Genomic DNA, 15,149 nt, shown 5'->3' with positions numbered 1-15,149 from the left:
ATGCCGAAACGGGCCAGAGGTGATTCCCAACGATGAACGAACGACGTAAACGCCGCCGCCGCTCGTCCAATGGTCTCGTCGATGTGCTCAATGCACTCCTTACCTTGCTGGTAATCGGCCTCGTCGTCGTTGGCGGTGGTTTCCTCTTCGTCGCTTCGCAATATTATGGCGATGGTCCGCTGCCCGAAGAACGCGTCTTCCGCGTCGAGACCGGCAATGCGCTGTCGACCACGGCCAGCCGCCTCGAAGAGCAGGGTTTTATTTCCAATGCGCTGATCTTCAGCCAGTTCGGCAGCCGCGTCGCCGAAAACACCACCGTCAAGGCTGGCGATTTCACCATCCCTGCGCACGCAAGCATGTCCGAAATCCTCAACGAGCTGACGACCGGCACGCCGATCCGTTATGCCGTCACCATTCCGGAAGGCTGGACCTCCTGGCAGGTCGTGCAGCGCGTCAACGCTGATGATCGCCTGACCGGAACCATCGACACCCTGCCACCGGAAGGATCGATCCTTCCCGGCAGCTACGATTATATTCCCGGCGATACCCGCCAGTCCGTGATCGACCGCATGCAGGCGGCGATGACCACGGCGCTAAACGAAGTGTGGGAGGGTCGCGAGGCGGATCTGCCGCTCGAGTCACCCGCGCAGCTTCTCATCCTCGCGTCCATCGTCGAGCGTGAAACCGGCGTTCCCGAAGAACGTCCCCAGGTCGCCGCCGTTTTTGTCAATCGCCTGCGTGAAGGCATGCGCCTCCAGTCCGATCCGACGATCATCTATGGCATCACCAAGGGCCAGTCACAGCTCGAACGCGGCCTGCGCCGTTCCGAAATTCAGGAAGAAACGCCCTACAATACCTACCAGATCGATGGTCTTCCCCCGACGCCGATCGCCAACCCCGGCATTGATGCGCTGGAAGCCGTCGCCCATCCGGATGACCACAACTATCTCTATTTCGTCGCCAAGGGCGCATCCCCGCGCGATGGCCACGTCTTTGCCGAGACTTATGCCGAGCATCAGGAAAATGTCGCGCGGTATCGGGAGATCGAGCGCCAGTCTGCCGAGCAGGCCGCCCAAGAGGCGGAAGCCGCCCGCCAGGCCCTGGAAGCAGAAGAAGCGCAACAGGCGACTGACGCCCAGGGCACCGGTCAGTGACATCCCGCCTTGCGAGCATGACCGGCTATGCCCGGTCAGACGCCGCCTTTGGCGCCGGGCGTCTCCGCGTCGAGCTCAAGTCGGTCAATGGCCGCGGCCTCGATATTCGCACGCGCCTCGCCCCGGGCCTTGATGCCTTTGATATCCCGTTGCGCCAGCTCGTTGGCCAGTCGCTTTCGCGCGGATCGGTCAATCTGGCTGTCTCCATCGAGCGGCAGGGGCCCTCCGGTGCCGTGACGGTCAATGAGGCCGCGCTCAAGATCGTACTTGCCGCAATGGATTCGCTGGCCATGCATCTTGATGCACAGCGACCCACGCTCGATGGCATTCTCGCCCTTCCCGGCGTCCTCACCGTCGAAGAGGGCAGGGGACTCGACGAAGAAGGTCTTGAACCCATCCTTATGGGCGCTGCCCGCGAAGCGATCGCCGGCCTTCTTCAATCGCGCCTTCAGGAAGGCGCCCGCATCGCCGAAATTCTCGCCGCACAGATCGACGTTATCGCCGGGCTGGTCAATCAGGCCGATGCTCATCCTGCCCGTTCGCGCGAAACCATAGCTGCCCGCCTCAGCCAGCAGGTCGCCTCCCTTCGTCAGGAGGCCGACATCTCCCCCGAGCGCCTTGCCCAGGAAGCCCTTGTGCTCGCGACCAAGGCCGATATCCAGGAAGAGATCGATCGCCTCCGCGCCCACATTGCCGGCGCCCGCGCGCTTCTCGCCAGCGCCGGCCCAGTGGGCCGCCGCCTCGATTTTCTCGCTCAGGAGTTCAATCGCGAAGCCAATACGCTTTGCTCGAAATCGAACGCAGTGGAGCTGACCGCCATCGGCCTTGACCTCAAGGCAGCGATCGATCAACTACGCGAGCAAGTCCAAAACATCGAGTAGAGTAGCTTCTCATGGATTTTCAGCGCCGCGGCGTCATGCTCGTCCTCGCCTCGCCTTCGGGCGCCGGAAAATCCTCGATCTCGCGCGCCCTTTTCGGCGCCGATCCCAATATCAAGCTTTCCGTTTCGGTCACGACCCGCGCCCGCCGTACCGACGAGATCGATGGCAAGCATTATCATTTCATCGATGTGCCGACCTTCGAGCAGATGCGCCGCGACGGCGGTCTGCTTGAATCGGCTGAAGTCCACGGCAATTTCTACGGCACCCCGCGCGCCCGCGTCGAAGAACAGCTCTCCGCCGGCAACGACATCCTCTTCGACATCGATTATCAGGGCACGCTGCAGCTTTATGAAAAGTGCCGCGCCGACATGGTCACGGTCTTCATCCTGCCGCCCTCGATCAAGGAACTGCGCGCCCGTCTCGAACGCCGCGCTCAGGACAGCGTCGGCACCATCGAAAAGCGCCTCAAGAACGCGCGCCGCGAGATGGATCATTACAACGAATACGACTATGTCCTCGTCAACGAAGACCTCGAACTTTCCGTCGCCCGCGTCCGCGCCATCTTGGCCTCGGCCCGTCTGGAACGTAAGCGCCAGCGCGACCTCGATGGTTTCGTGCGCGATCTGCAAAACCAGATCGGCCCCGCCTGACCATGCCGGCAGTGCCGGGCATCCGTCGCGGCACGCCTGAATTTCTGCGCGCAAACGTCGCCTTCTTCCTCTCGGCCTTTTCGGTCTTCGCGTCGCTCTATTCGGTGCAGCCCTTGCTGCCCATGTTCGCCCAATACTGGGTGCGTGACGCCGGCACTGCTTCCCTGGCGCTGTCAGTCACCACGGCCACCATGGCCGTTGCGCTGATCCCCGCCAGCTTCGTCTCCGATCGCCTCGGCCGCCGTCGCCTCATGGTCGGCGCCCTTGCCATCACCGCTCTTCTGGGCCTCCTCCTGCCGCTCGCGCAAACCTGGTGGCAGCTCATCGCCCTCCGCACCGCCATGGGCCTTTCCCTCGCCGGTATTCCCGCCGTCGCCATGGTCTATCTCTCCGAGGAAATGGACGCCGATGGCCTCGGCTTTTCCATGGGCCTTTACATCGGCGGCACCGCCATCGGCGGCATGGCCGGCCGCGTCATTTCCGGCATTCTCTCCGACCTGCTCGGCTGGCGCCTCGGCACCGGCATTCTCGCCGCGCTCATCATGGCAGCGGTCCTCGCCGTCATCGTGCTTTTGCCCCAGCCGCGCCGTTCGGTTCGGGATCCCATTCGCCTGCCCGAACTCTGGCGCCGTTGCCGCGCGAGCTTTGCCGATGCCGCGCTCCCCTGGCTCTTCGCTAGCTCCTTCTTGCTCATGGGCGCCTTCGTCACGCTCTACAACTATGCCGGCTTCCGTCTGGCCCTGCCGCCCTTCCTTCTCAGCCATTCGGCCATCGCTGCCATCTTCCTCGTCTATTTGTTGGGCAGCCTCAGCTCCACTTGGGCCGGTGGCCTCTCCCAACGTCTCGGCCGCCGCAAGGTCTTCTGGGCGCTTGTCACGCTGATGGGTTCCGGCATGGCGCTGACCGCCTTCGAGAACACCGCCATCACCATCCTCGGCCTCGCCATCGCCACCATGGGCTTCTTCGCCGCCCATGGCGTTGCCAGCGCCTGGGTCACCCGCCGCGCCCGCACCGGCAAGGCCCAGGCTTCCGCCCTCTATCTGGTCGCCTATTATCTCGGCGCCTCGTCCCTCGGCACGCTCGGTGGCTATGCCTGGACCGCCTGGAACTGGCCCGGCGTCCTCTTCGTCTGCGGCACGGCGACTGTCCTTGCAGTGCTGGTCGCCATCCGGCTAGCCTTCATCGCGCCACTCCCCGAAGCCGAACAGCCGGCGCAAGGTCCCTTGGCGCAATAACCTTCAAAACCAAAAGCCTGCCCTAGCGAAAGGGCAGGCTTTTGGTTTGCTCAGGCGATAGACGTTCAGAAATGCCAGTTCACGCCCGCCGTGATCTGATGCGTCGCAAACTTCCAGTCGGTCACGCCATAGGCGCGCGCCCCATAGTCGGAGTAGCGATAGGACACATCGATCCCGATATTTTCGGTCGCCTTGACCTCGACGCCCGCGCCCAAGGTCCAGCCATAGTGCGCGTTCGAGGCAACGACATCACCCGTCGACGCCGTCAGCTTGCCGCCAGCGATCGCCAGACCACCCGTGAGGTAAGGCATGAAGGCGCCCGCATCGTAGCCGACCTTGCCGCGCACGCTGCCGAACCAGTTCACATCGAACGCACCGGGCGGAGCGATTACGTCGGGGTCACTAGCATTCGACCACGCGATATCGCCGACGACGCCCAGCACCACGCCATTCTCAAGCGTGAAGTTAGTACCGGCATTGACGCCCAACATCGCACCATTGAGATCGAAGGTGATAGGGGATGTGACGGTGCCGTGCTCATATCCACCGAAGACGCCGACAAACGGGCCATCCCAGTTCCGGACCTGGAGGCCGTAATTCACGTCTGGAATCGACGCATCGACATCAACATCAGCCGCCAGGGCAAGAGACGAACTGCCAGCGGCAAACAGGGCTGCTGCCAAAGCGACGGTGTGACGGTTCATTGAAGCTGCCCTCATTTATGGTGAGGGAAATCTGAACGAACATGGTTAATGCCGTCTTACGCCAAAACCTAACCTGGCTCTGGGCCTAGCTTCTCAACCCCGGAAGCGCCCGCGCCATCGCCAGGAAAGCCTCGATGGGAAGGTCCTCGGCCCGCTCATCGCCCTTGAGTTCGGCCGCCGCCAGCAGACCTTCAACCGGCACCCCGAGCGATTTCAGCGATTGCCGCACCATCTTCCGCCGCTGCCCGAACGCAGCCTTGGTAACCTGCTCGACGTGGCGAACCGGCAAACCGTCTTCAACCGGCTTTGGCACCAGATGCACCACCGCCGAGGTCACATTCGGCGGCGGGACAAAGGCCTGCTTGCCCACATTGAACGCGATCCGCGCGTCGGTCCGCCACCCGGCCAGGACGCCGAGCCGCCCATAGGCGTCTTCGCCCGGCCGCGCGCAGATCCGTTCCGCCACTTCGCGCTGGAACATCAGCGTCAGGCTCTCGAAGAACGGCGGCCACGGTTCCATCGTCAGCCAGGCGGTGAGCAGTTGCGTGCCGATATTATAGGGGAGGTTGGCCACGAGCCGCGTCGGCCCGTCAGCCAGCGTCCGATAGTCGATGTCCATGGCATCGCCCGCGATCACCGTCAGCCGCCCCGGATAAGCCTCGGAAATCTCCGCCAGCGCCGGCAGCGCTCGCGCGTCCCGCTCGATGGCGATCACTTCTCGCGCACCCTCCGCCAAGAGCGCCCGCGTCAATCCGCCTGGCCCCGGTCCTACCTCGATCACCCGCACGCCCTCGAGCGATCCGCCCACCCGCGCAATGCGCGCCGTAAGGTTGAGGTCGAACAGGAAATTCTGCCCAAGCTCCTTCTTGGCGCGAAGGCCATGAGTCGCGATGACTTCGCGGAGCGGTGGAAGGTTGTCGATCTGGCTCATGGTGTCCCGGCCGTCATCTGGTGCGCCATGGCTATGGCCGCGAGAAAGCTCGATGTCGAGGCCTTTCCCGTCCCCGCCAGGTCAAATGCCGTGCCATGGTCCGGCGAGGTCCGCACGATCGGCAGGCCCAGCGTCACATTGACCCCGGCATCGAAGGCCACCGTCTTGATCGGGATCAGCGCCTGGTCGTGATACATGGCGAGCACCGCATCATATTGCCGCCAGTGCCTGGGGAAAAACAGCGTATCGCCGGGCAGGGGGCCCACCACGTCGAGACCCTCATTGCGCGCCGCTTCCAGCGCTGGAATGATCGTCTCGATCTCCTCCCGCCCGATCGCCCCGCCTTCGCCCGCATGCGGATTAAGCCCCGCCACCGCAATGCGCGGCCGTACTATGCCGAACCGCGCCTTGAGATCCCGGTCCATCACCCGCAGCGTCTCAAGGATCAACTCGACCGAGATCAGCCCCGGCACATCCTTGATCGGCACATGGATGGTCAGCGGCACCGTCCGCAAATCCTCATGCGCCAGCATCATCACCGGCAGCGGTTCGACGCCATTTTCCGCACAAAGCGCCGCCAGAAATTCGGTGTGCCCAGGATGCCGGAACCCTGCCTCGTAAAGCGCACCCTTATGGATCGGGGCCGTCACCAACCCGCTGCAGGTTCCGGCCGTGACTGCCGCCACCGCCTCCTCGATGGCCCCGATCACCACGGGCGCCGCGCCACCATTCGGCCGCCCCGGCTGATCCGGCACGTCCCCGGCGATATCCATCACGGGCAGGGCAGTCCCAAAAGCACCCTCGGCCTCATGAGGCGAAACTGCAGCAATCTCGGTGTCCAGCCCCAGCCGCCGTGCCCGCTCCTTGAGAAAACCGGCATGCCCAAAGACAACGAATGGCTTCAGGCCCAGCGCCGCCCGCTGCTCGTAAAGCGACAGGATAATATCCGGCCCGATCCCGGCCGGTTCGCCCATGCTGATCGCCAATGGCGCCATGCTTGCCCCCAAAGCAATGCGGAGGCGCATCGGTCAGGATGCGGCTCCGCAAAAGAAGTCAGGTCGCCTTAGAGCGAGCGTCAGTTGTAGACGATCTTGGCGTCCTTGCGCAGCTGCGCGAGATACGCGTCGACCTGCGCCTTCATGCTATCGCCGCCCACTTCGGCGCGAAGATCGTCCTTCACGAAGGTCAGGTCTTCGGCCTGCGTCTTTTCGCAGATCGCCAGCATCGAAACGCCGTTCTCGACGACGCGCGGCTTGGTGATTCCGCCAACATTCATGCCAGCGAGTTCCTTGGCCATGGCTTCAGGAAGCTGTGTGGCGTGGCGGCGGCCGATATCGACGACGGCAGCGTCAGTATAGGCGAGCGAAAGCTGCACCGCGCCGTCGCAGCCGCTAAATTTGGAGCGATAATTGCTCGCTTGCGAGCTGCGGCCGCTGGCGCCCGAGCCCACGAAGATGATCTCTTTCAGGATATAGTCGAACTTCTGGTAGTCCGACACCTTCTGGGCAGCGCGCTGGTCGAGTTCGAGGTCGGAAATCTGCACGTTCGGCGCCACGGCGCGTTCGCCGACCGCATTCCAGGCAATCGAAGCGCGCAGGCGATCCTTGAGCGTGTCGGTGCTGACGCCACCCTGGCTCAGCATCTGCACGAGCCGATCCTGGCTGACCTTGAGGTTGCGGGCGATCTGCAACAGCGCTTCATCCACCTGCGCGTCGGACACGGTGATGTTGAGGCGCTTCGCCTCGCTCATCTGGATGGCTTCGGTGATCAGCTGGTCGAGCGCGCCGTTGCGGCCGCCTTTATTGCCTTCCATGCGGAAAAGGCGCAGCCGCTGATCGACCTGCACGTCCGAGATGGTCAACCCGTTGACCGTCACGACCGTTGCCGCAAAGCTAGGCAGGGTCGCCGCTCCCGCCACCGCAAGGCCGAGGATCATGGCGCCGAAAGCGCGCCGCAGAGGTGCAAACGTCATGGTCAAGTGTCCGCTTTTGCTTGTGCCGCATCAATGCGGCCCGATTGGCGCCCTGTCAATTGCCGAAAAAATACGGCCAAAATCCGATTGAGCGAAGGTCAGAAGTTCGGAACGGGCACGGCGCCGTTATAGCCGAGGTTGAGTCCGGCCGGCGCCTTGATCGCAAAGGTCGCGAGCACGGATGTGCTGTTCGGCGAAGTGTGCGTCGAACCGGTGCGCCGGGCATTGGCGCCGATGGTGAGATAGCCGTCGTCATAGACAATGCCGCCACCCACCTGCAGCCAGGTATTGCCCGAAATGTCCCAACCGGTATTGGCCCTGAGGCTCCAGTAGTCGGCGACGGGGATCGTCAATTCGCCAACGATCTCGTGCTGGTCCTTGATCTGTCCTTGGCCCGGATTGGCGCCGATGAAGCGATAGTCGACGCTTGCCGCATAGCCGCTCGCACTATAGCTGCCACCCGCCGAGAAGCGGGCAAGTTTCCAGGCGTCGGTGTCGACCTGTGCCTTGGCCCCGAGCGCCACGCCGGGCGTGAATGACCCATAGGCGCCGAGCACGGCATAGGAATTGGTCTTGGAAAGTCCGCTGCCGACGCCGGTATTGGCCTGTCCGGGCGTAGCGAAGGCATTGGTCCCGGCCAGCTGGAACGATTGTCCGCCGACGACCTCGAAATAGCTGCCGTCGCCGAAATTGGCCATGTAGCGCCCGCCGATATTGGCGCGCAGCCCTGTTTCCTGGCGATCCGAGCCAGAGAAGCGGTTGTAGCTGAAAAGGTTCGTGTCATCGAAGACGAAGCTTTGCGCATCGTCATTGGTGATGCCGACTGTGGTCGTGTCGGACCCGCGATAGACGAGTTGGGCAATCGGCTCGATAATATGCACATCGGCGCCATTGTTGGCGACCAGCGGATAGCGGATATCGAGCGCGGCGATGGGCGTAGCGCTGATCAGGCTCGTCTGGCCGGGCAGGAGAGGGCTGCTGCCGTCATAGTAGCTGAGGTCGACGCGGCCACCTGCATAGGGCGTGAACACCAGTCCGCCCCCGCCGATAAACTGCTTCTGCCAGCTTGCCTGCAACAGCGCATGGGTCTTGGTGCCCTGATACCCATAGACGTAATTGGCGCCGTTGACGCTTGCGACGCTGTCGGCCTGGCGCACCACATTGCGCAATTGGCCTTCAAAGGCGAGCCGCCCCATATCATCGTCGAGATCGACGATATGCTCGAACCGCGTCACCGGCAGGTTCGCGCCCTGGCGGTTCTGGTCCGTCTCGGTGATTGAGGTGCCGAGCTGATTGAAGTGCTGCAGGCGGATGTCGAAATAGGTCTGCTCGCTGACATGGGTGGCGTAGACCTGGTTGGTGGTCGATTTCGCCGTCGTCAGCTCATAGTCTTCGAGATAGCCTGCGTCGCTGAACGCCGTATACGACCAGCCAGCTTCCCAATTCGCCATCGGCGTGAAGGTGCCCGATGTCTGCAGTGCCCCACGCCATTCGCGGTTGCCGTTGGCCGCCCCGAAAGCACCCGGATCCCATTGCCTGATACCGGTCGCCTTGACTTGAATCGTGCCGGCGTCGAACCGCTGCACCCACTCGAGGCCGAGCAGCAACCCCTGGCGGCTAAAGAATTTGGGATTGAAATAGATGTCGGTCCATTGCGTCGAATAGGCATTGACCGAAACGCCGACGCCAAAGCCTGTCTTGTCGCCATAGCTGAAGGTCGGGCGTGGCGCGCGCGAAAGCGCCGAATTGCTAAGGTCGGGCAACCACAGATAGGGCAGCCAGGCGACGGGCAATCCGAGCAATGACAGCGTCGCATTCTCGAGAGTAACCGAGTTGTCGACCGAATTGTGCACGATGCGGGAGGCGTTCACCGACCAGCCGATCCTGCGGCCCTTGTCGTCGATGCAATCGCCGCAAGGGGCATAGGACGCGTTGGTGTAAATGCTCTGCAACACCGAGTCGTAATCGGCGCTATCCGCCGTAATGCGCGAGCCGTCATAGGAGGTGATCGTCAGGGCATTGAGGAAAGCCTGCTTGAGCCCGCCGGTAATATCGAGATCGGTGGTTTCGAGCACATTGCCCGATGGATCGATCACCGTCACGGCGCCCGTCATCTTCACCGAGTTCGCCGCGCGGTCATAGACAAGGGTTTGCCCCTTGACCGTATAGCCGCTCGAGGTCAGCACCACGTCGCCTGAAGCCTCGATGAGGTTTTTCACCGAATCGAACGTCAGGGTTGCTGCATCGACTCCCGTGGGCGCAGCCGGATCGATAGGCGCATTGAAAAAGTCGGGCGGGACGAGGTTTTGGGCCTGGGCCGGCAGCGCGGCAAAGCAGAGGGCGGCGCCAAGCAACAGCGCGCGCATCAGCCCTTTCCTGTCTGCCCCCGATCGCCTCACGTTCGTCCGTCTTCCTTGTGCAGCAGCACCGTTACACCAATCACCATGGCTACCAATGCCGGTCCGACTGCCGCAAAAGTTGGATCGAGAACGCCGGTCGACCCGGCTCGGTCGGCCATCTCGGTAATCACGAACACAACAAATCCGAGCACGATGCCGTAGAGCACGGCCGGACCTAGACTAGTGTCCCTTCGATAACCTGCGGTAAACGCAAAGGCAATGAACAGGGACCCGGAGAGCACAAGCGGCAGTGCAAGAAGTTTGAGCAGTCGCATATTTGCCGCGGCCCGCACCGACGGATCCGCCACGCCCGACTGCAAAAGCCTTGCGAGATCGAAAAAGGTCATGTCTTCGGTCGAAGCGAGCTTGAGGCTGATTTCCCCCGGCGTCGAGCTCGTGGGCAACTGATAGTCGCGCAGTGTTTCCGGCGGCGCGCTCGCCGTCCGCGCCGTGGCGATCGGCAGCCGCCAATGCCCATTTTCGAGCAGCGCTTCCGGCGCCTCGATCCGTGGCGCTTCATCGCCCCCACTTCTAAAGATCGTGACATCGCCCAATTGCGTGCCGCCCGGCGCCATCGAGCGCGCGAGCATGACATAGCGCTGGCCTTCGCCTTCCTGCTCGAGCCAGATTTCCCCCGGCGGCGTCAGCAGCGCTGCCTGTCCCGGCGGCGTTGGATAAAGCCCGCGATTGATCTGCGTGCTGGCCGTTTCAGCGCCAAGCGCGATGACGAAGCTGATGCAGATCACCGCAATGGTCGGCGCGCGCACCGCCCGCCAGATCGAGATCCCGCTGGCCTTGATCACGGTCAGCTCGTGCCGCGCCTTGAGATCGGCAAGGCCGAGGATGGCGCCCATCAAGACCGTCACCGGCAGCGTTTTGATGGTCCAGCGCACCGCGCTCATTGCCACCATCACGATCGCCATCAAGGTGCCGGCCTGTTCGGAAACGACGGTGAAGCGCCAGGTGTCGAGCGATTCCACAAGCGCGATCAGCCCATAGAAAATGAAGACCGTCGCCCCGATCCGGCTCGACAGGCGTTTTAGAACCAGCCAGTCAATCCGGGTCATGCCGGCACCATGGCGATAGGGCGCCGCGGCCAGGATTTCCTGAGGAGGATGAAACCCGACATCGCGATCAGCAGGATGGAGCCCGTGCCCGGACCAAGCGGGCTATAGGTGCCGATGCCGCGCTCGGCGAACCCCACCAGCAAGACGATGGCCTCGAGCGGTAGCGGTATGCGGGCGCGCTTGCCGCTCGGAAAGCCCGCAATGGCCAGGGTAAAGAGCGCTATGCCGATCACGCGCAAGGCTTCGGCCGTGCGATTGAGCAGCCGGCTCGCCGCATCCTCCGAAATCACGCCCGTCGTCATGGCATCGGCCACGATCTCGAAGCTCGTCATCTCCGCCATCGCATTGCCCGCCGCCAGGGGCTGCGACAAGCTCTCGACGCTGATGTCGTAGCGGCTGAAGCGCACCTCGGAATAGCGCCCGTCATCCTGCACATATTGCAGCGTGCCATTGCGCAGTTCGAGAATGTAGTTGTCCCCGTCGCTCGAAACCCGTGCCGTCTGGGCGATATAGGTCCGGCGCGATTCGGGATTGCGTCGGTCATCGGCAAAGAAGTCGACGATCTCGCCGCCTGCCTGCCGCCCGCCGATCAGCAGGATCACGCCGGGCGTGACCTGCGTAAAGCGCCCGGGCCGCAGGGTTGAGCTGACGAGGTCGGCGGCAACACTCGCGGCAAGTTCGGAATATTTGCGATTGGCCAGTGGCTCCACCACATGGGCCAGCAGCATCACCACGGCCACCGCCCCACCGATCACCAGCACCGCCGCCCGCCAGAGCCCATTCAAGCCGCGCGTGGCGTGGATGATGTGTAGCTCCCGGCTCTGCTGCAGCCCATTGAGCGCGCGCACCATGCCGATTCCGACGCAGATATAGAAGAAGGCCAGAAGCAGCGGCGGCATCGTATAGAGCGCCTGCACCGCCAGCGTGCCGAAGCCTTGCCCCTTGATCGACACGATCTCGAACGATCGCAGGCAGTTCACCATCCAGAGGAGAAAGCACACGATTCCCATGAGTATGATGGCGTCGGTGGCAAAAAGCCGCGCGAGATAGGTGGTCAGTCGTCTCATGCGCCCGTTCAATCATCCCCATGAGTCGCAAGTTGGGCCAGCGACGGCGGCACCATGAGCGAAACCGCAAACCGATACAATTGCGCAGGTTTTTCCCATGCATATTCTGGCAGGGCTGTTGCGCCTGTGCCGCGCTGGCGCCCGTCGGCGGGGGCGGCTAAAGTGCAACTATGGCTGAAGTTCTCTTCTATCATCTCGAAGTCCGCCCGCTTGAATCGGTGCTGCCGCAATTGCTTGAAAAGACCATCGAGCGCGGGTGGCGCGCCGTCGTCGAAACCGGATCGCGCGAACGCGCCGAGAACCTCGATACGCTCTTGTGGACCTATCGCGACGATTCCTTCCTGCCCCATGGGCTTGCCGGCGAAGAGACCGACGGGCACCAGCCCATTCTCCTCGCGACGGACGAAAGCAATCCCAACGGCGCGACCGTCCGCTTTTTCGTCGATCGGGCCGTGCCGCAATCGACCGAAGGCTATAATCGGATCGTCTATATGTTCTCGGGCCTTGATCCCGAAGCCGTCGCCGAGGCGCGCCAGGCCTGGCGGACGCTGCGCGATGGCAATGACGTTACCTATTGGCAGCAGGAAGCAGATGGCCGCTGGGTGAAAAAGGCATGACGCCCGATCTCGCCACCCCGAGCCGCCACACGCTGCCCGAAGACATCTTCGCCATACTGATCGGCACTGTACTCGTTTCGCTCGGCATCGCCTTTTATGCCGAAGTGCAGTTGACCACCGGCAGCAGCGCCGGCCTCGCGCTCCTTCTCCAATACGCGACGGGCATTCCTTTCGGCGTTCTGTTCTTTTGCATAAACTTGCCATTCTACGCGCTCGCCTTCTGGCGCATGGGCTGGCCCTTTGCGCTCAAGACCATCGTCTGCGTGGCGCTGGTGTCTTATTTTTCCGGGCAGTTCCCGCTCTGGATCGGCATCGACAACATCAATCCGCTTTTTGCCGCCCTGGTCGGCGGCGGCCTCATCGGCCTCGGCATTCTCTCGCTCTTCCGACACAAGGCGAGCGTCGGCGGCATCAATATCCTGGCGCTCTATCTGCAGGAAAACTTCGGCATCCGCGCCGGCTACTTTCAGCTCGGCGTCGATGCGGCGATCCTACTTGCCGCCTTCTTCATCCTGCCGCTCGATCGCGTCATCTATTCCGTGCTCGGCGCATTGGTGCTCAATCTCATCGTCGCGCTCAATCACAAGCCCGGCCGCTATGTCGGCTTCAGCTGACCTCCGCTAGTTGGCCGTGCCGCTCCAGCCCAGGATGTCGTAGAGGTAGAGCGAGAACATGCTGTCGGCCATCTCGTAGCAATAGACCACCTCGTTCGCGCCGGGATAATAGAAGGCATTGGGCTCGCCGCATTGCTTGGCCCGGAAGGTCATGGGCTCGGGCAACACATATTGCTTGGAAACGAGCTCCGCCGCGTGCTCCAGGATCTTGCGTTTCCTGAGGGCGCGCGCGTAGTCCTCGAAGTCCCCCGCGTCTTCATAGACGACGCTGATCTCCGCCCCGCGCTTCTTGCTCACCACATGCGGTTGCAGCAGCTTCTGCCAGGAGTTGTAGGCCTGCGCGAAAGTGTAGCCGCATTCCTCCTGCCGGTCCTCGCCGATATTGTAATTGTCGGCGGTGTCGCCGAACACGTCTGGCACGGCGCCCACCATCATGCAGACCATGGCGTAGGCACGCTGGATATCCAGACTATGGTCCGAGGAATAGGAAAGGTCGTCGATGCCCAACCCGGTCGATTTGACCGCGTTATAATACCAACCATCCGCCGCATCGATCAGGGCATTCCAGCTGTCATCGTCGCTGTCATCGGTAAGGAGCCAGATAGTGGCCAGCGCGTCGACCGCGTCTTCTTCCTTGCCCAGCACAGGCAGCTCGAAGGCGTCGACCAGCATATGGCCGATTTCGTGATACATGCTGAAACTGGCGTCGTGCATGGCGAAGTCCATCGAGTCGGCGCGCCACTTGGCCACCTTGTCCTTCGCCATCGTTGGAGCCACGAGCAAAGCGAGGCACGCCGTGGCGGCCGCGAGCTTGCGCAGCGAGATCATTCGAAAGGCTCCGAGAGAGTGTGATTCATCCCCGCACGCTCGGGACACCCTCACAGCCAAGCGCGACAGGTCGGAATTTAAAGCATTTTCATCGCCGTGCTAAGCGGCAAAATACGTCAGGGCCGCGACACGTGCTTTACCTTGCCGCCTGTGCTTGGCTCGGTGATTTCTGCTGCATAAAGTTCCATGAAATCCTTCATCAGCTCATAGCAGAAGATGATTTCGGTCGTGTCCGGATCATAATAGGCATTGGCCTCGCCACAGCGCTTGGCGTTGAACCGCACCGGCCGGCGCAGATTGTAGCTCTTGCGGATTTCCTCGGCGACTTCGTCGAACACCCCGCTCGAGCGGAAAGCGTCGGCGGCGAACCTCAGCCGCCCGCCAGCATCGTGATAGGTCACGTCGACCTTGGTGCCGCCGGTCCCTCGGTGCTCTTCGAGCACATTTTCAAGGCTGCGATTGACCAGCTCATAATCCCAGTAGCACGAGTCCTGCCGGTCGGTGGCGATGGCATATTCGTTGGCGATCGGCTTGAACGCGGTATCGTCGCTGCCCACCATCATGCAGACGATCTGATAGGCCCGCTGCTTGTCGAGGCTATGGGCTGCGGCAAAATCTTCTTCATACTTGCCGCTGTCATAGGCGACCCCGGTCAATACCCAACCTTGGGCTGCATCCTCCAGCGCTTTGTCCGCCTCCGGCGAGCGCTTGTTGAGCAGCGTCCAGGTCGCGACATTGTCCGCCGCATCCTCCTCCCGCCCCAGAACGGGCAGGCGCAGCTGGTCGACCAGAAGATGCGCCATTTCGTGGTATAGCACGAAGAGGCTGTTGTTGGCGGCAAAGCGAATGATGTCGTTGCGCTCGGCCTTGGTAAAGCCGGTCATATCCTGCGCCCAAGCTGGCGCGACGAAGGCCAGGGCGGTCAAAATCGAAACGAACAAGCGACGCATGGACAGCCTTCGGCCTTTGATCGGGCAAGCAGATGCCAATGCCGTTTCACTGTCAACGCGCCCAAGGGCCCGTCGTTAAC

Annotated in this window: 15 protein-coding genes; 6 read left to right on the top strand and 9 right to left on the bottom strand. The window is 62.5% G+C overall.

What is annotated here, in order from left to right; all coding sequences use genetic code 11:
* Positions 1-32: 32 nt before the first annotated feature.
* From mltG to VW35_RS03125, 4 genes are read left to right on the top strand one after another with little or no spacing between them, the layout of a single operon-like run.
* Positions 33-1,154: an endolytic transglycosylase MltG gene (gene mltG / locus VW35_RS03140; protein ID WP_046141502.1), complete on the top strand. Its 1,122-nt coding sequence runs from the start codon at positions 33-35 to the stop codon at positions 1,152-1,154.
* Positions 1,151-2,035, top strand: coding sequence for a YicC/YloC family endoribonuclease (locus VW35_RS03135; protein WP_244465811.1), 885 nt, complete (start codon positions 1,151-1,153; stop codon positions 2,033-2,035). The genes mltG and VW35_RS03135 overlap by 4 nt, the downstream gene beginning before the upstream one ends.
* A gap of 11 nt (positions 2,036-2,046) precedes the next feature.
* Complete coding sequence (gene gmk / locus VW35_RS03130; protein ID WP_046141500.1) at positions 2,047-2,685, top strand: guanylate kinase; 639 nt, start codon at positions 2,047-2,049, stop codon at positions 2,683-2,685.
* Positions 2,686-2,687: 2 nt separating this feature from the next.
* Positions 2,688-3,920, top strand: a complete 1,233-nt coding sequence (locus VW35_RS03125) for an MFS transporter (RefSeq protein WP_046141499.1) — start codon at positions 2,688-2,690, stop codon at positions 3,918-3,920.
* Positions 3,921-3,985: 65 nt separating this feature from the next.
* Here VW35_RS03125 and VW35_RS03120 read toward each other — a convergent pair whose 3' ends face one another.
* The 7 genes from VW35_RS03120 to VW35_RS03090 form a co-directional block, all read right to left on the bottom strand.
* A complete protein-coding gene (locus VW35_RS03120; protein WP_052951453.1) occupies positions 3,986-4,624 on the bottom strand; it encodes an outer membrane protein in 639 nt (212 codons plus the stop codon).
* Positions 4,625-4,709: 85 nt separating this feature from the next.
* Positions 4,710-5,555, bottom strand: coding sequence for a 16S rRNA (adenine(1518)-N(6)/adenine(1519)-N(6))-dimethyltransferase RsmA (gene rsmA / locus VW35_RS03115; protein WP_046141498.1), 846 nt, complete (start codon positions 5,553-5,555; stop codon positions 4,710-4,712).
* Entirely contained in the window at positions 5,552-6,550 is a 999-nt protein-coding gene (pdxA, locus tag VW35_RS03110) for a 4-hydroxythreonine-4-phosphate dehydrogenase PdxA (protein WP_046141715.1), read from the bottom strand. The genes rsmA and pdxA overlap by 4 nt, the downstream gene beginning before the upstream one ends.
* Positions 6,551-6,630: 80 nt before the next feature.
* Positions 6,631-7,527, bottom strand: a complete 897-nt coding sequence (locus tag VW35_RS03105; RefSeq protein ID WP_046141497.1) for a peptidylprolyl isomerase — start codon at positions 7,525-7,527, stop codon at positions 6,631-6,633.
* 98 nt (positions 7,528-7,625) lie between these two features.
* Entirely contained in the window at positions 7,626-9,893 is a 2,268-nt protein-coding gene (locus VW35_RS03100) for an LPS-assembly protein LptD (protein WP_046141496.1), read from the bottom strand.
* A 29-nt stretch (positions 9,894-9,922) separates the two neighbouring features.
* Complete coding sequence (locus VW35_RS03095) at positions 9,923-10,993, bottom strand: LptF/LptG family permease (protein ID WP_046141495.1); 1,071 nt, start codon at positions 10,991-10,993, stop codon at positions 9,923-9,925.
* Positions 10,990-12,060, bottom strand: coding sequence for an LptF/LptG family permease (locus VW35_RS03090; protein ID WP_046141494.1), 1,071 nt, complete (start codon positions 12,058-12,060; stop codon positions 10,990-10,992). The genes VW35_RS03095 and VW35_RS03090 overlap by 4 nt, the downstream gene beginning before the upstream one ends.
* Before the next feature lie 170 nt (positions 12,061-12,230).
* Between VW35_RS03090 and VW35_RS03085 the strand changes: the two genes are divergently transcribed.
* Together VW35_RS03085 and VW35_RS03080 are read left to right on the top strand one after the other, a co-directional pair.
* Positions 12,231-12,677: a DNA polymerase III subunit chi gene (locus tag VW35_RS03085; protein WP_046141493.1), complete on the top strand. Its 447-nt coding sequence runs from the start codon at positions 12,231-12,233 to the stop codon at positions 12,675-12,677.
* Positions 12,674-13,291, top strand: coding sequence for a YitT family protein (locus VW35_RS03080; protein WP_046141492.1), 618 nt, complete (start codon positions 12,674-12,676; stop codon positions 13,289-13,291). The genes VW35_RS03085 and VW35_RS03080 overlap by 4 nt, the downstream gene beginning before the upstream one ends.
* Positions 13,292-13,297: 6 nt before the next feature.
* On the opposite strand, the gene VW35_RS03075 is transcribed toward VW35_RS03080, so the two are convergent.
* On the bottom strand, positions 13,298-14,119 hold the full coding sequence (locus VW35_RS03075; RefSeq protein WP_052951452.1) for a DUF4344 domain-containing metallopeptidase: 822 nt from the start codon (positions 14,117-14,119) through the stop codon (positions 13,298-13,300).
* Positions 14,120-14,235: 116 nt separating this feature from the next.
* Positions 14,236-15,069, bottom strand: coding sequence for a DUF4344 domain-containing metallopeptidase (locus VW35_RS20375; protein ID WP_052951451.1), 834 nt, complete (start codon positions 15,067-15,069; stop codon positions 14,236-14,238).
* Positions 15,070-15,149: the final 80 nt, after the last annotated feature.

It is taken from the genome of Devosia soli (assembly GCF_000970455.1).
GTDB lineage: Bacteria > Pseudomonadota > Alphaproteobacteria > Rhizobiales > Devosiaceae > Devosia > Devosia soli.
Note: the sequence above shows the minus strand (reverse complement) of the source record. Positions and strands in the feature narration are given on the sequence as shown.